This is a genomic window from Nonomuraea sp. NPDC004186 (assembly GCF_053603495.1).
In genome coordinates, this window is record NZ_JBSGFQ010000123.1 from 1 (window position 1) to 19,948 (window position 19,948).

17 protein-coding genes are annotated in these 19,948 nt (G+C 71.9%); 9 read left to right on the forward strand and 8 right to left on the reverse strand.

Features of this window, described 5'->3' with window-relative positions; all coding sequences use genetic code 11:
• From ACWEPL_RS54095 to ACWEPL_RS54120, 6 genes are all read left to right on the forward strand, one after another.
• A partial coding sequence (locus ACWEPL_RS54095) for a carbohydrate ABC transporter permease (protein WP_452441156.1) occupies positions 1-909 on the forward strand: 909 nt, incomplete at its 5' end.
• Positions 906-1,739 (forward strand): carbohydrate ABC transporter permease, encoded by an 834-nt coding sequence (locus tag ACWEPL_RS54100; RefSeq protein ID WP_350727139.1) that lies wholly within the window; start codon positions 906-908, stop codon positions 1,737-1,739. The genes ACWEPL_RS54095 and ACWEPL_RS54100, both read left to right, overlap by 4 nt.
• Before the next feature lie 11 nt (positions 1,740-1,750).
• Positions 1,751-3,688: a beta-galactosidase gene (locus tag ACWEPL_RS54105; protein ID WP_452441157.1), complete on the forward strand. Its 1,938-nt coding sequence runs from the start codon at positions 1,751-1,753 to the stop codon at positions 3,686-3,688.
• Positions 3,689-3,793: 105 nt separating this feature from the next.
• Positions 3,794-4,213 carry a hypothetical protein gene (locus tag ACWEPL_RS54110; RefSeq protein WP_192785862.1) on the forward strand — a complete coding sequence of 140 codons (420 nt, stop codon included), beginning with the start codon at positions 3,794-3,796 and terminating at the stop codon, positions 4,211-4,213.
• A complete protein-coding gene (locus ACWEPL_RS54115; RefSeq protein WP_452441159.1) occupies positions 4,210-4,578 on the forward strand; it encodes a hypothetical protein in 369 nt (122 codons plus the stop codon). The genes ACWEPL_RS54110 and ACWEPL_RS54115 overlap by 4 nt, the downstream gene beginning before the upstream one ends.
• A gap of 59 nt (positions 4,579-4,637) precedes the next feature.
• Positions 4,638-5,888 carry a hypothetical protein gene (locus ACWEPL_RS54120; RefSeq protein ID WP_452441161.1) on the forward strand — a complete coding sequence of 417 codons (1,251 nt, stop codon included), beginning with the start codon at positions 4,638-4,640 and terminating at the stop codon, positions 5,886-5,888.
• A 1-nt stretch (position 5,889) separates the two neighbouring features.
• Here the strand turns inward: ACWEPL_RS54120 and ACWEPL_RS54125 are convergent, their stop codons facing one another.
• Positions 5,890-6,462, reverse strand: a complete 573-nt coding sequence (locus ACWEPL_RS54125) for an RNA polymerase sigma factor (protein ID WP_350727135.1) — start codon at positions 6,460-6,462, stop codon at positions 5,890-5,892.
• A 182-nt stretch (positions 6,463-6,644) separates the two neighbouring features.
• Between ACWEPL_RS54125 and ACWEPL_RS54130 the strand changes: the two genes are divergently transcribed.
• Genes ACWEPL_RS54130 through ACWEPL_RS54140 form a run of 3 tightly spaced genes read left to right on the forward strand, consistent with a single transcriptional unit; the run spans position 6,645 to position 11,868 of the window.
• Positions 6,645-7,346, forward strand: coding sequence for a Crp/Fnr family transcriptional regulator (locus tag ACWEPL_RS54130; RefSeq protein WP_350727134.1), 702 nt, complete (start codon positions 6,645-6,647; stop codon positions 7,344-7,346).
• A gap of 23 nt (positions 7,347-7,369) precedes the next feature.
• Entirely contained in the window at positions 7,370-8,653 is a 1,284-nt protein-coding gene (locus ACWEPL_RS54135; RefSeq protein ID WP_452441162.1) for an oxygenase MpaB family protein, read from the forward strand.
• The gene (locus tag ACWEPL_RS54140) at positions 8,650-11,868 is read left to right on the forward strand and encodes an ATP-binding protein (protein ID WP_452441163.1); all 3,219 of its coding nucleotides are present in this window, start codon (positions 8,650-8,652) and stop codon (positions 11,866-11,868) included. The genes ACWEPL_RS54135 and ACWEPL_RS54140 overlap by 4 nt, the downstream gene beginning before the upstream one ends.
• 24 nt (positions 11,869-11,892) lie before the next feature.
• Here ACWEPL_RS54140 and ACWEPL_RS54145 read toward each other — a convergent pair whose 3' ends face one another.
• From ACWEPL_RS54145 to ACWEPL_RS54175, 7 genes are all read right to left on the reverse strand, one after another.
• Positions 11,893-12,636, reverse strand: a complete 744-nt coding sequence (locus ACWEPL_RS54145; RefSeq protein WP_363972175.1) for an SDR family NAD(P)-dependent oxidoreductase — start codon at positions 12,634-12,636, stop codon at positions 11,893-11,895.
• 26 nt (positions 12,637-12,662) lie between these two features.
• Positions 12,663-13,925: a sensor histidine kinase gene (locus tag ACWEPL_RS54150; RefSeq protein ID WP_452441164.1), complete on the reverse strand. Its 1,263-nt coding sequence runs from the start codon at positions 13,923-13,925 to the stop codon at positions 12,663-12,665.
• Positions 13,922-14,599 carry a response regulator transcription factor gene (locus ACWEPL_RS54155; RefSeq protein WP_363972179.1) on the reverse strand — a complete coding sequence of 226 codons (678 nt, stop codon included), beginning with the start codon at positions 14,597-14,599 and terminating at the stop codon, positions 13,922-13,924. The genes ACWEPL_RS54150 and ACWEPL_RS54155 overlap by 4 nt, the downstream gene beginning before the upstream one ends.
• A gap of 93 nt (positions 14,600-14,692) precedes the next feature.
• Positions 14,693-16,009, reverse strand: a complete 1,317-nt coding sequence (locus ACWEPL_RS54160; RefSeq protein ID WP_363972181.1) for a cation:proton antiporter — start codon at positions 16,007-16,009, stop codon at positions 14,693-14,695.
• Positions 16,006-17,337 carry a cytochrome P450 gene (locus ACWEPL_RS54165; RefSeq protein ID WP_452441165.1) on the reverse strand — a complete coding sequence of 444 codons (1,332 nt, stop codon included), beginning with the start codon at positions 17,335-17,337 and terminating at the stop codon, positions 16,006-16,008. The genes ACWEPL_RS54160 and ACWEPL_RS54165 overlap by 4 nt, the downstream gene beginning before the upstream one ends.
• Entirely contained in the window at positions 17,331-18,374 is a 1,044-nt protein-coding gene (locus tag ACWEPL_RS54170) for an alpha-hydroxy acid oxidase (protein ID WP_452441167.1), read from the reverse strand. Before ACWEPL_RS54170 ends, ACWEPL_RS54165 begins: the two co-directional genes overlap by 7 nt.
• The gene (locus ACWEPL_RS54175; RefSeq protein ID WP_363972187.1) at positions 18,374-19,933 is read right to left on the reverse strand and encodes an NAD(P)-binding domain-containing protein; all 1,560 of its coding nucleotides are present in this window, start codon (positions 19,931-19,933) and stop codon (positions 18,374-18,376) included. The genes ACWEPL_RS54170 and ACWEPL_RS54175 overlap by 1 nt, the downstream gene beginning before the upstream one ends.
• Positions 19,934-19,948 lie beyond the last annotated feature (15 nt).

The following is a 19,948-nucleotide window of genomic DNA, read 5'->3' on the forward strand; positions in this document are numbered from 1 at the left end:
GGCACCGCGCCTTCCCGGCGGAAGAACGCGACCGGCAGGTGCAGCGCGCGCGGGCCCCCCGCGCTCGCCTATTTCCTGATATTCCTGCTTTATCCGGCACTGTCGGCGCTCTACTACAGCTTCACGGACTGGAACCTGCGCTCCGACGCCGCCTGGGTGGGCCTGGCGAACTATGCCGACCTGCTCTTCGACGACGTGAAATTCCCGCACTTCTGGAAGTCGGTCGGCGTCACGCTGCAGTACACGCTCATCGCCGTCCCGCTGACCCTGGTCTCCGCGCTGGCGCAGGCGCTGCTGCTGAACGCGATCCGGCGCGGGGCGAACCTGTTCAGGCTGCTGCTGTTCCTGCCGGTCGTCACGGCCGAGGCGGCGGTCGGCGCGATCTGGCGCTGGCTCTACGACCCCCAGTACGGCCTGATCAACGCGGTGCTCGGCCTGTTCGGCATCCCGGGGCAGAACTGGCTCAACACCCCTGAGCTGGTCATCCCGGCGCTGGCGTTCATCGCGGCCTGGCAGTGCGGCATCTCGATGATCATCTATCTGGCCGGTCTGAAGGGCATCCCCGGCGCGATCACGGAGGCCGCGGTCATCGACGGGGCCGGCCCCTGGCAGCGGTTCTGGCGGGTGACCTTCCCGATGCTCCGGCCCACCACGTTCTACCTGCTGGTGACGGGGGTGATCGCGGCGCTGCAGGTGTTCGGCCTGGTGTACGTGATCTTCTCAGGCAACGGGCGCAGCGTCACCGGCGGCCCCGAGCAGTCGGGCCTGACGTACGTGCTCCACCTCTACCTGTTCGCCTTCCGCTACGACGCCATGGGGGCGGCCTGCGCGATGTCGTTCATCCTGCTCGTCTTCATCATGATCGTGACCGCGCTGCAGTTCAGGTTCGTCAAGCAGGAGGCGGCATGAGGAAGGCCCCCTTTTACGTGGCGCTGGTGCTGCTGGCGGCCGTGTCGGTGGTGCCGTTCCTGTGGATGCTGGCCACCTCGGTCAAGCACGGGCAGGACATCTACAGCAAGGTGCCCAACCTGCTGCCGCTCGACAAGAAGACCGGCGAGTGGGCGGCGACGCTGGACAACTACGACTACGTGCTGGACGTCGGCGGGCTCGGGAACGCGTTCGTCAACAGCGTGTGGGTGTGCGCGATCCTGGTGCCGGCCAAGCTGCTGGTGGACGCGCTGGCCGCGTACGCGTTCGCGCGGATCCCGTTCCCGGGCCGCGACCGGCTGTTCGTGATCATGCTGGGCGGCATGATGGTGCCCGCGATCACGCTGCTGGTGCCGCGCATCCACGTCACGCAGGCGCTCGGCATGTTCGACTCCGGATGGGGGCTCATCGTCCCGAACATCGCCTCCGTCCTGGACATCTTCCTGCTGCGGCAGTTCTTCCTGTCGATCCCGGCCGAGCTGGAGGAGGCCGCGCTCATCGACGGCGCGGGCCGCATGCAGATCTTCTGGCGGATCGTGCTGCCGCTGTCGAAGCCGGTGCTGGCGGTCGTGACCATCACCAGCTTCCTGTTCCACTGGAACGACCTGGTCTGGCCGCTGGTCGTCACCAACGACCCCGAGCTGTACACGCTGCCGCTGGCGTTGCAGCAGCTCGTCGCCAGCCCCGACGGCGGGCGGGCGTACTACATCATGGCCGGCGCCACGCTCGCCGTCCTGCCGGTGATCGCCGTGCTGATCGTCTTCCAGCGCCGCATCCTGCAGGGCATCGCGTTCACCGGTCTCAAAGCCTGAGGAGGAAGAGAGTGCTCATCGACGGCCGGGTGCTGGTCACCGCCGACTACCCCTACTACCGCGACGACCCGGCCGTCTGGGCCGACCGGCTGCGGGCCGTGCGGGACGAGCTCGGGATCGAGGTGGTCACCTGCTACCTGCCCTGGCGGCACCACCAGCCGGAGCCGGGCCTGGCCCCCGACTTCACCGGGGCCACCCACCCGGCCAGGGACGTCGTCGGCTTCCTCGCGCTCTGCGCCGAGCTGGGGCTGCGGGTGATCGCCAAGCCGGGCCCGTTCATCCATGCCGAGGTGGGCTACGGCGGGCTGCCCGACTGGGTCGACCCGGACGCCGACCCGTCGATCGAGCCGCTGCTCGACGCCGAGGGGAAGCCGTCCCTCTGGTCGGACGGCTCCGTCTCCCGGCCGCTGCCCGCGCCGCTCGGCGCCGCGTTCCTGACCAGGGCCACGCAGTGGCTGTCGGCCGTGGGCAAGGAGGTGCTGGCCGGCGCGGCTCCGGTGATCGCGCTGCAGATCGCGAACGAGGGCATCTACACCAGCGGGGCGCTGCCGCTGACCGCCTACGACTACAGCCCGTCGGGGCTGGCGTTCTACCGGGACCGGTTGCGGTCCTGGTACGGGACGCCGGAGGCGTACAACGCGGCGCACGCGACGGCGCACGCGGACTGGGCCGAGGTCGAGCCGCCGCCCAGGGCCGGCGGGCTGCTCGCGCGGGCCGACTGGGGCCGCTTCCACGCCGAATACCTGGCCGAGGTCTACCGCGTCTGGGCCCAGGCCGTCGGCTCCGGCCTGCCCGTCTTCGTGAACCTGAACCCGCCGACCGTCCCCGAGCTGGACGACTGGCTGGCCAGGGTCAGGCCGCGGCTGTGGGGCGGCATCTCGTACGGCTTCACCAACTGGATGGGCGTGGTGTCGGCCGACCGCGACGCCCAGGCCCGCTACGTGATCGCCGCCAAGCTCGCCCCCGGCCCGAACCTGGAGGAGAACTGGGGCTTCTCCCGCCTCTACGACCCCGCCTACATCGACGGCGCGACCAGCTTCCACCAGTCGCTGCTGGCCATGGCGGCGGGCGCGACCGGGTTCAACGTCTACACCGGGGTCTCCACCTCGGGCTGGGCGCCGGAGCTCGACGCGGCGCACGAAGGGCCGTACCCGGACTGCGCGCCGATCGACGCCGACGGCTCTCCCACCGGCAAGGCTCCGGTGGTGCGGGCGCTGGCGGACTTCTTCGCCGCGCACGGAGCGGAGTTCCTGGAGTGCGCGGGCACGGCGCGCGACGCGTTCGGCCTCTACCTGCCGTACGCCGGGATCGCGGCACTTTCGGGTGCCGATGGACCGGTTTGCGGACGGGCGCTGCGGGCCTTCCACGAGCGGATGCGCGAGCGCGGCCTGGACTACGCGCTGGTCGACCTGGAGGACACGACGGCCGGGGAGCTGGGCGCGTACCGGTCCGTGACCGTGCCCGGCGGCCCGTTCATGCACCGGAGCGTGCAGCGGCTGCTCGCCGACTACGCCGCCGCCGGCGGCCGGGTGCTGGTGGACGGGCCCGTCCCCGAACTGGACGAGAACCTCGCGCCGTGCGCCCTGCTCACGCCGTCCGCGCCGCCCCCGGACGTGGACGCGGACGAAGACGGCTCCCTCGTCCTGTACGGCACCGCCGACGCCTTCCTGCGCAGCCATCCGGACCGGGACGTCCACTACCTGATCGTGCTCGTCCAGGCCGGCAACCGGGGCCCGATCGGGGTCCGGACGCCGTACGGGACCGTCGAGATCGCCGCCGCGGACGGCGGCGCGGCCGTGCTGCGGCTGACCGGCGGCGGGCTGGGCGATCTGGTGGTGAAGGGCGTCAACGGCTACCTGTCGTCCGCGGTCGCGGCGCGCGTGTCCCTCAACGGCGAGAGCGTCGTCACGGCGGGCCCCGGCGACCTGATCATGATCGCCGGAGTCTGACCAATGCCCGGCATTTATTGACAGAACGGACAGGTATTTCGCCGCCTCGGCTGCCGCTCTGCTCCTTCACACGGGGACGACGTTCCCACCGGAAAGGAGAACGGAATGGCAACCGGAGAATTCCAGGTGATGAAAGTACCGGCCGAGCAACTCGCCGGCGTTCTCCACGGCCAGGTTGTCGATCCCGGCGCGCAACCCACGAACGTCGTGCACCGTAACGAGGGCTGGACCGTGGACGTGAGCTGGGAGGTCGCCGGCGAGCTCATCGACTGGCTGGCGGGCCGCTGGAACTTGGAGATCATCGCCGACCTGCTGGGCGGCGGTGAGACCAGGCACCCCTCACCCCCTGTCGAACTGACCTTCACGCCTGGCTCGGGCAGATACACCGCCTCCGTCCCGATGCGGGGTCAGCTCTCCCCCGGCACGTATGACCTGGTGGTCAACCTCACCACCACGACCGCCGCCGGCACCGCGGGGGCGCTCGGCGGGTTCGTGGTGATCAGCAAGATTGTGGTCAAGGAATGAGGGCCGCCGTCCCGGGCGGCCCGCCCGGGGCGGCCGTGGACGGAGCCGCCATGTCTCTGGTGCTCAACCCCGTGTGGTGGGATCAAGGCCGGCCTGGTCCCGTGGCGATGGGCGCGCTCATCGCCACCGACCGCCTGCTGTCCTACGTGACTAACGAGGAGACGGTCTTCACCCTGGCCCGCGCCGACATCCGGGCGAGCTGGCGGCCCCTGCGCGTCGACCTCACCTGCGCCGGCCACCGCTTCCGGCTGCGCTTCCTGCCGCCGGGGGCCTTGATGCGGCCGACCGGCGTCCTGCAAGCCCGCCGTAAGTCACGCGCCCTACGCTCCTGGCTGGCGGCCACGGGGGAAAGACCGGCCGCCTGACGTATCTGACGCCGCTGGAGACGCTCTTATCTCCTCGAGGCGAACTAACGGGAGACCCCATGTCCGACACTCCGATGACCGCGGACGACGTGCTGCGCATCGCCGCTTACAAGGACCGGAGCCCGGCACTCGAAGCGATGGTCATCGCCTACAGCTACCACCGCGTCGCCGGGGACCTCGCCCAGCACCTGGGCAAGGACGCGAACAACTGGTACTGCTACGCCACCTGGACCTCCAAGGCCGTCGGAGAGAGCCTCGACCTCAGCCCCGACTCCCCGTTCATCCTGGACTTCGGTCGCAAGATGCGGGTGCCCCACCGGTTCAGGAGGGTGTTCAGGGCCGTCCTGCTCACCCTGCTCGGGCCCAGCTACCAGCTCGGGCTCGCGCTCGCCAACCGGGCCATCTTCCTGGAGACCGCCAGCCTCGCGGTCAACCTGTGGAACGATTCGCCCGACCGTTTCCTCAGGGTCAGCCCGGAGTCGGATCTGACGCCGAGCCCGCCGGCGTTCCTGACGGACCTGCTGGCCGAGGCCGACCCCCGCTACCTGAAGGACGCCGCGCAGCTCCTGGTCGAGGCCAAGCAGACCGCCGACCCCGAGGCCCGCGCCGAGCTGATGTTCGGCGCCTGCGTGGCGCTGTCCGCCTACGAGCAGGCCCGCGCGCAGAAGGCCCTCGAGCTGGTGCTCTACCGGCCGGTGCGGTGGCTGACGCGGGTGTCGTGGCGGTCGCTGCGCTCGCTGGTGACCCGGCGCCGCTTCCCGAGGTTCCGCCTGTACGCCGCGCGGCACGAGGACCAGCCGTGGCTGACGCGCTGGCTGGAGGGGAAGTGGTCCTCGCTCTACACCCGCCACCTGTTCGCCGTGCAGACGCCGCTCAGCGACATCAAGGTGGGCCGGCCGCTGACCGCGCCGGAGGGCGTGGACATGGAGCAGGTCTGGGCGCCGATCCAGAACGAGAAGGTCCGCAAGCTGGCCGAGGAGTTCATCACGGCCGACCAGGAGGCGTCCACGGCCGGGGTGGCCGACTGGGTGTCCTACCGCGACCGCATGCGCTTCATCGTCAGCTACTTCCGCGTCTACCAGCACGTGGGCGCCCTCTACGACCTGCCCTTCGCCAAGGACGTCGCCGACGGCCTCGCCCGGGAGATGGAGCACGGGCTGGTGCCGCAGGCCGTCAACATGATGCTCGCCCGGGGCGGGCGCAAGGTCTACGAGTATCCGGCGGAGAGCGACCCGGACGCGTTCGAGATGGCGCACTTCGACTTCGAGCCGTTCCTGGAGGCGATCCAGCTCGACCCGTCGGCGAAGTGAGTCAGTCGAGGAAGTCCCTGGTGATCTCGCGGGCTTGCAGGAGCCCGCGGAGCTTCGCGAACGTGCGGGCTCGGGTGGGCCCGATGCTCCCGACCGGCCTGCCCAGTCTGCGCGCCACGTCCACGTAGTGCGGCTCGGAGGTTTCCGTGAGCGCTCTGAACAGGACCCGCTGCGCTGCCGGCAGCTCCTCGACGAGCTCGTCGAGCGTGCCGGCCAGCCAGATCCTGGCCAGCTCCCTGTCCACGTCGTCCGTGCTGCCCAGCGTGTCGAGGTCAGGGGTGCAGATCTCCTTCGTCCGCTTGGTGAGCTTCAGGCACTCGCGGAAGGCGATGGTGGCCAGCCAGCCCGCCATGCGCTGGCCGTCCTCCACGCTCCTGAGGTTCTGCCAGGCCAGCAGCCAGGTCGTCTGGAGCACGTCCTGGGCGTCCTCGTGGCTGAGCCTGAACCGGCGGACGCGGGCCTTGAGCATGGGGCTGAACTCTTCGATCAGCCGCTCCCACGCCATGGCGTCGCCGTCCTGGGCGGCCGAGACGAGGGTGGCGGTATCGGGTCTTTCGATGGTGTCCAGGTACATGTCGATCTCCCTGCCGGGCCGGGCACTCGGGGGGTCGCCATTACCGCCCGGCACCCCAACGGTGCGCCGAGTGATCGCCAGGGGCTGTCTCGCGCGTGACAGTCACGATGTGTTCCTCATCACAATCTGGACATCCAGGACCGTCGGCTGTTCGTGCGCGGGATGCGGCTTAAAGTTCTTGCATGAGCGGGTTCCCGAGCGATGTCCAGCCGGTGGCCTCCGTGCTGGCGGAGATCCCGCTGTTCCGCGTACTCGGAGAGAGCGGCATCGAGAGCACGGCGCGGGCCGGGATGGCGAGGCGCTACCGGGCCGGCCAGATCATCATCCACCAGGGGGATCCGGGAGAGTCCCTCTACGTGGTGCTGGACGGCCTGGTGAAGGTGGTGTTCACGACCGAGCACGGCGACGAGATCGTGCTCAACATGCTGAGCCGCGGCGACACCTTCGGCGAGCTGGCGCTGCTGGACAACTCACCGCGCTCGGCGTCGATCGTGACGGTCCGCCCCGCCTGGGTGTTCGCGCTGCCCAGGGCACGGCTCCTGGAGCTGATGCGGGAGCATCCGGGGCTGGCCGACGAGTTCCTGCGCATGCTCGGCCACATGGTGCGCAGGCTCACCGACCAGGCGGCCGACCTGGCCTTCCTCGACCTGGGCGGGCGGCTGGCCAAGCTGCTGCTGCAACTGGCCGACAAGCACGGCCACGACGACGGGGTGGTGGACCTGCCCGGGTTGACCCAGTCCGACCTCGCCGCGCTCATCGGCGCGTCGCGGCCGGCGGTCAACCGGGCGCTGCAGTCCCTCGTGGCGAGAAACCTCATCGCCGTCAAAGGCCGGGCGATCACGCTGCTGGACGTCGCCGCCCTGCGGAAACGGGGCGGCCTCTGACCGAAATCTGGAGTACGGGGTAGATGAACGATCACGAACGCTGGCCTGAAGAGAGATTCCGACAGCTGCGACAGCAGGCGGACCCGGACATCGACAAGGTCGTGGCCGAGTACCTGGACGCCCAGCCCGCGGGAAGCGGGCCCCTGGAGCTGGTGAAGGCGGTGATCCAGGAGCTGGCGGCGGCCAAGCGGGAGGCCAGGGCGCCGTCGGGCGAGCCGCCCGCCTCCGCGATCTTCGCGGCCATCGACTTCGCCGCGGAGCTGCCCGACTGGGGCGACGACCGCGAACTGCTGGCCAGGGGGCAGGCCGTCTTCGCCGACTACGGGCTCTACCAGTCGGCCGCGCTCTTCTGCAAGTGCCTGCCCATGGCGTACGTGGAGGTGTCCAGCGCCAAGGTGCTGGCCAACGTGTCCCGGCTGGCCACGCACAGCCTCACCCGCCGGGTGGCCGAGACCGGGCAGATGCTGGTCGACGTGATGGGCCTGAAGGCCACCAACAGCCTGGAGCCCGGCCGCCCCGGGCACACCACGGCGCTCGGCCTGCGGATCCTGCACTCCTTCGTCCGCGCCCTGGTCAACGAGCGTTTCGCTGACCACTGGGACACCGCGCGGTTCGGCCCCCCGGTCAACCAGGAGCTCCTGCTGGCCACCATCTTCGACTTCTCTGTGGTGACATGGGAGGCTCTGGAGAGTATGGGCGTGACGCTCTCCGCGGAGCAGCGTGCGGCCCACCTCTACACGTGGAGCGTGTTCGGCCATCTCATGGGCGTGGAGGCCTGCCGTGACCGGCCTCTCACGCTCGAGGACGTCGAGCCGGTCAGCGAGCGCCTGGGCCGCCTGTACGAGTCCAGCGACGAGGGCCGCCGGCTGATGGCCAGGCTGCTGGAGGAGATGGAGGAGTTCATGCACCTGGGGTGGCGCAAGCTGCCGCGCAGCCTGGTGCACTGGGTCTTCCGCGACGCCAAGTACGGCGCCGACCGGGTGCCCGAGCTGCTGGGCGTGCCCAAGCCCGCCTGGTGGTTCACCGCGCTGTTCGCGGCCGGCCGGGCGGCGAACCGGCACGCGGCGCTGGCCGGGCCGGTGGACGGCGTCGTCCGCTGGCTGGTGCGCAGGCTCGGGCGGCAGATCGTGGTCGCCCTGATCGACCGCCACTCCGACGGGCAGGCGGCCTTCCGGATCCCCGGGGACCTGGCCGGCGCCTGGCGGATCAAGCAGTCGCGCTCCGCCGTGAAGACGCGCGAGCTCCGCCGCACGGTCCGCCGGAAGGTACGCGCGCCCGCGCGGAGGCTGAAGGAGCGGCCCACATGACCGCTCCCCACCCGCCCGGCACGCTGACCACGGCGACCATCCTGTTCACCGACGTGGTCAGCTCCACCGCCATGCGCATCAGGCTGGGCGAGGAACGCGCCAACGTGGTCTTCCGCCGCCTCTACCAGCTGCTGCGCTCGGTGGTGACGGCCAGCGGCTCGACGTTCACCAAGAGCCTGGGCGACGGGCTGATGGCCGTCTTCGACTCGGCCACGGCCGGGCTCGACGCGGTCATCGCGGTGCAGCAGGCGGTGGCCGACGAGAACGAGCGCGCCCCGGACAAGATCTCCATCAGGGCCGCGCTCGCCGCCGGCGACGTGTGCTGGGGCCACGACGACGTCAGCGGGCTGCCGACCGTCGAGGCGGCCCGGCTGGTCGCCATCGCGGAGGGCGGCCAGGTGCTCTGCACCGACCTGGTGCGGCGGCTGGCGCAGGGGCGCAGCCGGCACGAGTTCAAGGACCTGGGGCGGCTGCCGGGCAAGGGGCTGCGCGAGCCGCTGCACACGTACGAGCTGCACTGGCAGAGCGCCGACCATCACCAGGTCGCCGGGCTGGCCCCCTGGCTGGAGGACGGTCACGTGCTGCCGTTCGTCGGCCGGGACGAGCAGCTGCGGACGCTCGACGGGGAGCTGGCGGCGGCCGAGTTCGGCAGCGGGCTGGTGATCCTCCAGGGCGACTCGGGGGTCGGCAAGACCCGGCTGGCCTCGGAGGTGGCCCGGCGGGCGCTCAAGCGGCAGTTCACGGTGCTGGCCGGGCGGTGCACGGATCCGGCGCGGCGGGCGTACGAGCCGATCGCCGGGGCGGTGGAGCGGCTGGCCCGCACCTCGCCCGCGCTGCTGCTGCGCGCCGGGGTCGACCAGCAGTGCGGCCAGCTCGTCCGCCTGGCGCCCTCGCTGGCCGCTCCCCCGCTGTCGCTGGAGGTGCCGCCGGCCACCGAGCCCGTGTCCGAGCGCTACCAGCTGATGGCGGCGGCCCGCACGCTGATCGAGCGCCTGACCACCGTGCGGCCGGTGCTGCTGGTGATCGACGACCTGCAGTGGGCGACGCTGGAGTCGCTGCAGATGCTCAACGCCCTCATGTGGGACGCCGAGGCGCTGCCGCTGCTGGTCCTGGCCACCTCGCGGCCCCTGCCTGTCGGCTCGCCGGCCGAGTCGGCCCTGCCGGAGCTGCACAAGCTGACGGCCGACAGCCGCACGATCGAGGTGCCCTCCTTCGGGCTGGACGAGGTCTCCCACGCGCTGGCGGAGGTGCGCGGCGGCGGCGACTCCGAGCTGCTGCACCGGATCACCGGCGGCAACGCGTTCCTGGTCAGCGAGGTGGTCAGGGAGCTGGCCGCGGGCAAGGAGCTCGACGGGCTGACCGTGCCCGACTCGGTGACGCGGATGGTCATGGCCCGGCTCTCGCAGCTCCACCCGGACGCCAGAGACCTGGTCAACCTGCTGGCCGTCGGCGAGCGCATGGAGTCGGCCGAGCTGCGGGCGGGGCTGGGGCTCGACGAGGCCCGGTTCGTGGCCGCGGTGGAGGAGGCCATGGGCGCCGGCCTGGTGACCATGTCGGACGGCGGGTCCTGCCGGTTCTCCCACGAGCTGACCAGGACCGCCCTCTACGCCAAGCTGTCCGCGCCGCGGGCGGGGCTGCTGCACGGCAAGGTCGCCGACGCGCTGTGCCGGACCGACCCGCGCGCCATGGAGACCCGGCCGTACGTCGTGGCCACCCACCTGCTGGCCGCCGCCGGGCACGGCCGCGACCCGGTCCGGGTCAGCGCGGCGGCGGACGCGGCCGTGCACGCGGCGCAGTACGCGCTGGCCGGGCTGGCGCACCGCGAGGCGGTCACCTGGTACCAGCGGGTGCTCGACCTGCTGGCGGACTTCCCCGGCGCCACGCTGGAGCGGCGCGCGGAGCTGCTGGTCGAGTGCGGCCGGGCCATGTGGCTGGCCGGCGACCCCGACGCCAGGCAGACCCTCGTGCGGGCGGCCGACCTGGCCAGGCAGTGCGAGCGCTCCGACCTGATCGTGATCGCGGCGCTGGGCGGCGACCGGGGCTTCTCCACCATCTCGGCGGCGCCCGACCAGCAGCGCATCGCGCTGCTGACCGAGGCGCGCAGGCTGGTCGACTCCACCGACCTGAGCACCCGGGCGCTGCTGGCAGCCCAGCTCGCCTCCGAGCTCATCTGGGCGCCCGACGGCGAGCGGCGCTTCGCGCTGAGCGACGAGGCCGTGGCCCTGGCCCGCAAGTCGGGCGATCCGCGCACGCTCGCCAGCGTGCTGGGGCAGCGCAGCCTGACGATCATCCCCGCCGACCCGCTGCACCAGCGCCACCGCGACGGCGACGAGATGCTGGAGGCGGCCCGCCGCACGGGCGACGACCTGGCGCTGTTCCACGCGTACGTGCAGCGCACTCCCCCGGTGCTCGACGGCGGCGACGTGACCAGGGCCGCGATGCTGCTCGGCGAGGCGGACGAGCTGGCGCGCCGGCTGGCCCAGCCGCACCTCAACTGGCTGATCGGCTACTCCAGGGCCGGCCTGACGCTGATGCAGGGCGACCTGGCGCAGGCCGAGTCGGAGGCGCAGGCGGCCCTGCGGCTGGGCTCGGAGATCGGCCGCCGCCTGGAGGCCGTGGCCATCTACTCGTCGCAGATCGCCGAGATCCGGCGGCTGCAGGGGCGGCTGTGGGAGCTGCGCGACCGCTATCGCCGTGCCGCCCAGGCGCCGCGCGTCGACCCGGTGCACGCGATCCTGCGGTATCTGTGCGAGATGGCCGACGAGGAGGCCGCGCCCCTGCTCGACCGCATCCTGGCCGACGGCGGCGCCACGCCGCCCCGCAACATGGCCCACCGGCCCGCCCTGGACAACCTCGCCGTGGCCGCCTCCCGCCTGGGGCGGGCGGAGCTGGCCGAGCAGCTGTACGGCTCGCTGGCCGCCGACGGGCAGACGTTCGGCCACGGCGCGGTGGCCCACCACTGCGGGCACCACTACCTGGCGCACCTGTGCATCGCGACGGGCTCACCGCAGCGGGCGGCCGAGCACTTCGAGGCCGCGGCCGAGATGCACGAGCGGCGGGGGGTGCCGCTCATGCTGGCGGAGTCGCTGCTCGACTGGGCCGACCTGCTGGACGGTGGCGAGGTGAGCGGGCCGAAGCCGGCCGACCTGCGCAAGTGGTGCGCCTCGCTGCTGCCGGGCCGCGGCGCGATCCTGCTGGAGCGGCGGCTGTCCTGACCTGGCTTTACTTGGCCGAGGGGGTCAGCGCAGGTAGGAGGCGCCGTTGAGGTCGAGCACGGCGCCGCTGGCCCATTCGGCGGCCGGGGAGGCCAGGTAGAGGACGGCCGCCGCGATCTCCTCCGGCCGCGCCACCCGCCCGAACGGGCTCTGCGCCCGGATCGCGTCTCCCCCTGGCCCCGTGAGGTACTCGGTCGTCATGTCCGTCTCGACGAAGCCGGGCGCCACGGCCGCCACCGCGATCCCGCGCGGGGCGAGCGCCACGGCCAGCGACTGGCCCAGCGCGTTCAGCCCCGCCTTGCTCGCCCCGTAGGCGGGGCTGTCCGGCTCGCCGCGGAAGGCGCCGCGCGAGGACACGTTGATCACGCGGCCGCCGGCGGGCATGTGCTGGACGGCGCACCAGATGACGTTGGCCGTCCCCACCAGATTGATGTCGAGCGTGCGCCGCCAGGCGCTCTGCCACTCCTCGTACGACAGCTCCGTCAGGGGATGGTGGAAGTAGGTGGCGGCGTTGTTGACCAGCACGTCGATGCCGCCCAGGGCGTCGGCCGCCGCGTCCACCATGCCGCGCACCGCCTCGGGATCGGCCAGGTCGCCCCGCACGATCGTGTGTCCCGGGCCGGGCAGCTCCGCCAGCAGGTCCTGCGCCTCCTTCGCGGAGTCCCGGTGATGGATCGCGACCCGGTCGCCCTGCGCGGCGAAGGCCGCCGCGACCGCCCGCCCGATACCCCTCGACGCACCTGTGACAAGAACTCCACGCCCGCTCATGTCGCCGCACGCTAGCAGGTGCCCGCTCAGAGGCGGCGTTCGGGCTCGCGGGCCGGTGGCGCCCACAGGGGCGGGGCGGCGGCGGGGCCGGCGGGCAGGCTGACGGTGAAGGTGGCGCCGGCGCCCGGGCGGCCGTCCGCGGTGATGGTGCCGTGGTGGCCCTCCACCACCTCCCGTACGAGTGCCAGCCCCAGCCCGAAGCCGCCCCCCACGAACCGGGCGAAGAGGCGTTCGGTGTGCGCCGGGTCGAAGCCCACCCCGTCGTCGCGCACGGTCAGCCGGACCAGGTCGCGGTCCCGGGACAGGATCACCCAGATGTGGCCGCCCGTGCGCGTGTGGCCCAGGGCGTTGTCCAGCAGGGCCGAGACCACGCGGCGCAGCGCGGACTCCACGCCGCGCACCACGTGATCGCCCGGCCCCTCGCACCGGACCTCGATCGTCACTCCCTTGGCCGCCGCGCGGGCGCCCTCGGCCACGGCCAGCTCGGAGGCCAGCATCGCGAGGTCGACGGGCGCGAACGGGCGGCGCGACTGCTGGAACCTGGCCGACTGGAGCAGGTCCTCGACCACCTCGCCCAGCTGCCTGGTGCCGGTCACGAGCTGGTCCACCTCGTCGATGAGCAGGATCGGGTCCGTGCCGCCCCGCAGCCGGCGGGACAGGAGCTGGGCGCGGGTGTGCAGGCGGGTCAGCGGGCTGCGCAGCTCGTGGCTGACGTCGGCGGCGAAGCGGCGCTGGCGCGCCAGGGCCTCGCCGAGCGGCGCGATGGCGCGGCGGGAGATGACCTGGCCCACCAGCAGCGCGGCCAGCAGGCCGCCGATCTCCGCGCCGCCGAGCGTGCGCAGCAGCCGCTGGCGTTCGGCTTCCTGGTAGCGCAGGTCCAGCGCCGCCTGGAAGGTGTCGACGCCGCGCCGCTGGGTGCGGATGAGGTACGCGTGCCCGTCCACCCGGACCTCCTCGACCCTGGGCGGCAGCCCGGTGGCGACCTGGTCCATGGGCGCGCGTACCGGCAGCGCCTGCGGCGCGCCCGGGGAGCTCTCCACGGTGCCGTCGGGCCGCAGCAGGTAGAGCCAGACGCAGGGGGGAGGGTGGGCGATGGGGGCGCGCTGCACGGCGGCGGTCAGGTCGCGCCGGGCGGAGTCGGCCTGCTGGTGCAGCATGACGCAGTAGACCAGCACCCCGGCCAGGGCCAGGACCAGGGAGATCGCGCCGGCCACCTGCGCGGTGAGGCGCCGGCGGGCCCGCTTCAGCAACCGCCGCTCGAGCTCCGATCCCCGCCCCGGCGGGCTCATAACTCACCCAGGCGGTAGCCCACGCCCCGCACGGTGTACACGACCCCTGATCCCAGCTTGTTGCGCAGGTAGTAGACGTACGTGTCCACGATCGATTCCTTCTTGGCGCCGTCGAAGACCCGCTGCCGGAGCGACGTGCGGGTGTGCACCTGCCGCGGGCGCGCCGCCAGGGCGCTGAGCAGCCGGCACTCCTGCCCCGACAGCTCGATCTGCTCCCCGCTCGGCAGCCGGACGATGTGCGACTCGGAGTCCAGCCAGCCCGCGCCGAGCGGCAGCAGCGTGGCCTGGTCGAGGTTCCTGCGGTGCAGGGCCCGCACCCTGGCCAGCAGCTCGTCGATCTCGAACGGCTTGACCAGGTAGTCCTCCGCGCCCGCGTCCAGCCCGGCGACCCGGTCGGCGACCGAGCCGAAGGCGGTCAGCACCAGCACGGGGGTGGTGACCGCCTGCCGTCGCAGCCGCCGCATGAGGTCGATGCCGTCGAGCGACGGCAGGCCGCGATCGATGATCAGCACGTCGTACGAGCGGCTCAGCCCCAGATGCAGCCCGCGCTGCCCCTCCAGAGCCAGATCGACCGTGTATCCCTCCTCGGTGAACAGGTCGACGAGCATGCGCCCCAGTTCGCGGTCATCCTCGATGACCAGCAGCCGACGGGCTGTACCCGGTGTTCCAGCCACCAGACCACGGATACACCACGCCCAGGAGGATTACCAGGTCCACTCGGGCATTGGTTGATCGAGAACCAGGCGCACCACGGTTCACCTGCGCGATCACGATGGATTGGTCCTGACCAGCTCCGAAACTTCCGCAACCTTGGTCCGGGTCTCGAGGCGCTCGGGCAGCGCCAGCTTGTAGAGGGGCAGCGCGCCGGCCGTGGTGAGGATGGCCACGAGCACCAGCATCGCGAAGAGCTCCTGGTTGATCATGCCCTGGGCCAGGCCGATGTTGATGAAGATGAGGATCATCAGGCCGCGGGCGTTCATGAGCGCCCCCACCGCGTACGACTCCCGCCAGCCGAACCCCATCCCCCGCATCGCCAGCGCGCACCCGAAGTACTTGCCGGCGAACCCGGCGAGCAGGATCAGCCCGAACGCCAGCAGCATGGCGCCGCCCGCGATGCCCCCGAGGTGGGTGTTCAGCCCCGAGAAGGTGAAGAACGTGGGCAGCAGCAGAGTCGAGACGATCTCCATCATCCGGCCGTGCAGCGCCTCGCGGAACTTGGGGTCGCGGGGCATGGCCAGGCCGGCGAGGAAGCCGCCGAAGACCGAGTAGACGCCGATCCAGTCCGTCAGCCAGCCGGCCGTCAGCGGCACGAGGATGACGACGTACATTCCGGTGGCGCCGAGGCGGCCGGTGCGGGCCACGGTCGCGCCCAGGGGGCGCAGCAGGGGGGCGACCACCTTGAGCATCACGACGGCGAACAGCGCGGTCAGGCCGATGGTGGGCAGCGCGTCGCCGGCGCCGGTGCCGAGGTGCATGGCCGACAGGACGGCCAGGATGCACCAGGCCAGGGCGTCGTCGATGGAGGCGGCGATGAGGGTGAGCCGGCCGACCGGGGCATTCTCCAGGCCGCGCTCGTACAGGATCCTGGCCAGCATGGGGAACGCGGTCAGCGACAGCGCCCCGCCGACGAACAGGGCGAACTGGAAGGGGCTGACGTCCGGCAGCGAGAGCAGGTCGTACAGGAGGAGGCCCGCGCCGAAGCCGAGCAGCAGCGAGGGGACGATCCCCGAGACGGCCAGCGCGGACGCCTTGCGGACCTCGCCGGGCGTGCGCCCGCTGTGGTCGAGCCCCGCCCCGACCAGGAACATGTAGAGCGTCAGGCCGATGGTGCTCAGCACGTACAGGACCGGCCTGACGTCCTTCGGGAACAGGGCCGCCTGCGCGTCGGGGAAGAGCCAGCCGAAGAACGTCGGCCCCAGGAGCACTCCGGCGACCATCTCGCCGAGCACGCGCGGCTGCATCACCAGTTGCGCCAGCCGGCCGCAGATCGCCGCGACGATCAGGATCACGACGAGGGCGGGCAGGACCTTGAGTATGAGGGCGAGGTTCGGATCGGGAGACGTGACGTGGGCCAGTACGGTCATGTTCGGTTCTCCGCTGGTTGATCGAAGTGGATCTCGCAGAGCCGTTGCCGGCGGGCGTCCCAGACCATGTACGTGCCGAGGACGAGTTGCACGAGGCTGCGCCAGACGTCCTCCCAGCGGTCGCGGACCCGCATGAGGACGAGCGCGGCGCGGGGCGGGGACGCGTGCGGCGGGGTGAGCAGGCACGGCCCCCGGTTCGGCAGGGACCGGGTGTGGGCGGCCGAGGAGTGCAGGGCGTGGCGGTGCAGGATCTCCCGCGCCGCGACCCGCATCGCGATCGGCGCCAGCCGCCAGGCCGGGCAGGGCCGGTTGGCGGCGACGCCGAACGGGATGTGGTTGAGCTCCTTGACGGGCCGGTCGAAGCGGCCCGGGTCGAAGCGGTCCGGGTCGGCGAACCCGGCGCGGTGGAACTCGGGATAGTCGAAGCAGAGCACCGACCCGGCCGGGATCGCGGGGCGCTCGCCGAGCGGGATCTCGCCGGTGGTGATGCGGTGGGCGATGCCGAAGAGCGGGTAGAGCCGCAGCGTCTCGGAGATCACCTGGTCGAGGTAGCGGTCGTCCCCCGTGCGGGCCCGCTCCTGCACGTCCGGATGCTGCGCGAGGACCATGAGCAGGTGGGCCATGGCCTCCGACAGTTGGACGACGGCGGTGTTGAAGAAGGCGCCCTGGAGGTAGAACGCCTGCTCCTGGGGTGACAGGCCGGCGGGGAGCGGGATCCGCACGCGTGACAGGCGGCCGAGCAGGTAGCGGGTCAGGCGGTGGCGGCGTTCCATGTGCCGCAGGCCGGTGCACTTGAGCGAGGTGACCACGTCGTTCGCGTTGCCCACGATCAGGTCGCGGGCCTCGCGCGGGCACGGCTCGGCAAACACCAGCTCGTAGGAGAACTCGGCCCACAGCGGCATCGTCAGGTCGCGCAGCCGCACCGGCCCCCGCGCGTCCGCCAGCGTGCGGGCGGCGCAGCGGCGCGTGAGCTCCTCGGCCTCGTCGCGCGGCACGGCGAGCAGCCCGCGCGTCGCCTTGGCCACCGCGTCGTACCGCTCGCCCGCCTCCAGGTGCTCCTGGTGCATCTCGGGGCCGGGCGACAGCCAGTACCAGAACAGGTCCGACAGCGCGGCGCCCCTGCTGCGACCACCGGCGGCCGGGTGCGAGTAGACCTCCCTGAAGCGGTCGACGCCCACGAGGTCGCCGGGGACGGGGATGCCCTCGTCCCCGTTGATCCGGTTGAAGACGCGTACGCGCAGCGCCACGACCCTCGCCGGCAGCCACCACGGCAGGCTCGCCACAAACGCCAGGGCCAGGGCCAGGATGATCAGCCCAATGATCAGCATGGCCGCCGCACCATGCCCGGGTCGAGGTCGCCGATCGACGCGCAGCCGCACAGCGTGAGCGCGTGCTCGACCTCCGCGCGCAACCGGCCGAGCACGCGGGCCACTCCCCGCTCGCCGTCCGCGGCCAGCCCCCAGATCACCGGGCGGCCGACGGCGACCGCCGCGGCGCCGAGCGCCAGCGCCTTCAGCACGTCCGTGCCGCGCCGGATCCCGCCGTCCAGCAGCACGGGCACGGCCCCGCCGACGGCCGCGGCGATGTCCGGCAGCAGGTCGATCGAGGCGGGTACGGTGTCGAGCTGCCGCCCGCCGTGGTTCGAGACCATGATCGCCGAAACGCCGTGGTCGAGCGCGATCCGGGCGTCGCCTGGATGTGTGACGCCCTTGACCACGATCGGCAGCGCGGTCATCTCCCGGAGCCGGTCGAGGTGCTCCCACGACAGCTCGGGCGACATGAGGATCGGGCGAACCCGGTCGCCGTCGCGCAGGTTCTCGCAGCTCAGGTGTTCGGGCAGGTCGTGGAAGTCGTTGCGCAGGTCCCGCTCGCGCCGGCCGAGCACGGGCGAGTCCACGGTGACGACCAGCGCCCTGCAGCCGGCCGCCTCGGCGCGGCGCACGACGGTCTCGGTGAAGGCCAGGTCCGGCTGCACGTACAGCTGGAACCAGAGCTCGGCGCCGGGCGCGGCGGCCGCCACCTCCTCGATCGCGACGGTGGCGGCCATGCTGACGATCATGATCGTCTCGGCGGCGGCCGCCGCGCGGGCGGTGGCCCGCTCGCCCTCCGGGTCGGCGAGGCGGTGGAACGCGGTCGGCGCCACCAGCACGGGCATGGCGGCGCGGCTGCCGAGCAGGGTGAGGCCGGTCTGCAGCTTGGCCGCGCCGCGCAGCACCCTGGGCAGCAGCCCGATCCGGGCGAACGCGGCCTCGTTCGCGCGCACGGTGACCTCGTCATCGGCCCCGCCGGCGAAGTAGTCGTAGTGCGCGGGGTCGAGGCGGGCGCGGGCCTCGGCCTCGAACTCGCGCAGGCTCCACCGCTCCATCAGACCGGTACGGACGTCAGCCGCGCGGCGAAGAAGGCCCGGAGGGGCTCGACGTGGATCTCCTTGGAGGTCCACTCGTTCTCGAGGTTCTCGGTGATGTGGTGGGTGACCGGGGGCTGACCGGGCACGTGATGGCGGACGACGGGGTGGAGGTAGTGGCCCTCGTGCGCCCGGACCGAGTCGCTCTGGCGGATCCGGCCCACCTCGACGTCGAAGGGGTCGATCTTGTCATGATCGGGCCCGTAGTCCAGGGTGATCGCGAAGTGGCCGCGGTCGCCGATCGGCGGGCCCTGCAGGTCGTACGGCAGCTCCTCCAGGTAACGGGCGGTGTCCCCGTCGGGCACGATGACATCGGCCAGCAGCCCGAACTGCTGCCACAGCGCCGAGGTGCGGTTGACCCGTTCGATGACCGCCGCCGCGAGCGCCGCCGGGTCGGCGGGCAGCACCGTGGCGGGCCAGGGCACGCCGTGGTGGCGGGACTCCAGGACGCGGTGCAGCGCGCGCACGCCGTACCGGAAGCCGTGGATGAAGCCGCTGGTGCCGTGCTTGAAGTCGCGCGACTGGGTGATCGTGCCGGCGAAGTAGAGGTCCGGCACGTTGACGGACTCGTAGGCCGGGGTGAGCGACGGAAACCTGTCGTTGATCACCAGCTCGGGGCGGCAGTCGTCGCCGAAGATCGAGCCGTCGAAGCGGAAGCCGGTGCAGAGGATCACGCTGTCGTACGGGATGTCCTTGGTGACCTCGTCGACCCGGACGAAGGAGACCGTCACCAGGTACGTGCCGTCCGGCCTGCGCTCGACGCGCTTGACGTCGCCGTCGAGGATCGCATTCTGGGACTTGAGCTGGTAGGTGTCCAGCAGGCCGTTGTTGACCGCCCGCAGGTGGCCGACGTAATGGGTGCGCCAGGCCATGCGGACCGAGCGCGGCCCCGCCACGTGGATGACCGCGGCGGTCTCCATCAGATTGTCGGCCGTCTCGAAGGCCGAGTTGCCCTTGCCGATGACGAGCACGCGCTGGTTGACGTAGTCGGCCGGGTCGGTGGAGTGGGTGCCGTACAGGTCGGCCGTCTCGATGCCCGCGATGGGCGGGATGTTGGGCTTGGTGACGCCGGTCGCGACGATGACCCGCTTCGCCTCGTACGTGCGCCCGGTCTCGTCCGTCACCCGGAACACGGAGCCGGGCCGGTCCACGCGGACCACCCGGGAGTCGTAGGCGACGCGCAGGCCGCGCTTCTGGGCGAAGTCGGTCAGGTAGCGGACCATGTCGTCGGCGTGCGGGAAATACCGGTCGCTGTAACGGGTGAACAGCAGGTCGGGGTCGTCGGACAGCAGCGAGTTCCAGTCCATCCGGAGGTTGAGCTCGGGGTCGTCCCATCCGGTGTACTTCTTGTTGATCGAGATCAGCGTGCGATGGCGCGGGTGGGTGCGGAAGAACTGGCCCGGCGCGGGACCCGCCTCGAGGATCAGGTAGTCCCGCCCCTGCTCGTGCAGGAAATACCCCAGCTGCAAACCCGCGGGGCCCGCGCCGATCACCAGGTAGTCCAGGGTCTTGTCCGGCACTGAAGCCTCCGCCAC

Bases quoted from the DNA above. Each gene is read 5' to 3' on its own strand.
- ACWEPL_RS54140 (WP_452441163.1), top strand. From the start codon at position 8,650: ATGACCGCTCCCCACCCGCCCGGCACGCTGACCACGGCGACCATCCTG.
- ACWEPL_RS54135 (WP_452441162.1), top strand. From the start codon at position 7,370: ATGAACGATCACGAACGCTGGCCTGAAGAGAGATTCCGACAGCTGCGA.
- ACWEPL_RS54145 (WP_363972175.1), bottom strand. From the start codon at position 12,636: ATGAGCGGGCGTGGAGTTCTTGTCACAGGTGCGTCGAGGGGTATCGGG.
- ACWEPL_RS54170 (WP_452441167.1), bottom strand. From the start codon at position 18,374: ATGGAGCGGTGGAGCCTGCGCGAGTTCGAGGCCGAGGCCCGCGCCCGC.
- ACWEPL_RS54125 (WP_350727135.1), bottom strand. From the start codon at position 6,462: ATGTACCTGGACACCATCGAAAGACCCGATACCGCCACCCTCGTCTCG.
- ACWEPL_RS54150 (WP_452441164.1), bottom strand. From the start codon at position 13,925: ATGAGCCCGCCGGGGCGGGGATCGGAGCTCGAGCGGCGGTTGCTGAAG.
- ACWEPL_RS54115 (WP_452441159.1), top strand. From the start codon at position 4,210: ATGAGGGCCGCCGTCCCGGGCGGCCCGCCCGGGGCGGCCGTGGACGGA.
- ACWEPL_RS54100 (WP_350727139.1), top strand. From the start codon at position 906: ATGAGGAAGGCCCCCTTTTACGTGGCGCTGGTGCTGCTGGCGGCCGTG.
- ACWEPL_RS54110 (WP_192785862.1), top strand. From the start codon at position 3,794: ATGGCAACCGGAGAATTCCAGGTGATGAAAGTACCGGCCGAGCAACTC.
- ACWEPL_RS54160 (WP_363972181.1), bottom strand. From the start codon at position 16,009: ATGACCGTACTGGCCCACGTCACGTCTCCCGATCCGAACCTCGCCCTC.
- ACWEPL_RS54130 (WP_350727134.1), top strand. From the start codon at position 6,645: ATGAGCGGGTTCCCGAGCGATGTCCAGCCGGTGGCCTCCGTGCTGGCG.
- ACWEPL_RS54165 (WP_452441165.1), bottom strand. From the start codon at position 17,337: ATGCTGATCATTGGGCTGATCATCCTGGCCCTGGCCCTGGCGTTTGTG.
- ACWEPL_RS54120 (WP_452441161.1), top strand. From the start codon at position 4,638: ATGTCCGACACTCCGATGACCGCGGACGACGTGCTGCGCATCGCCGCT.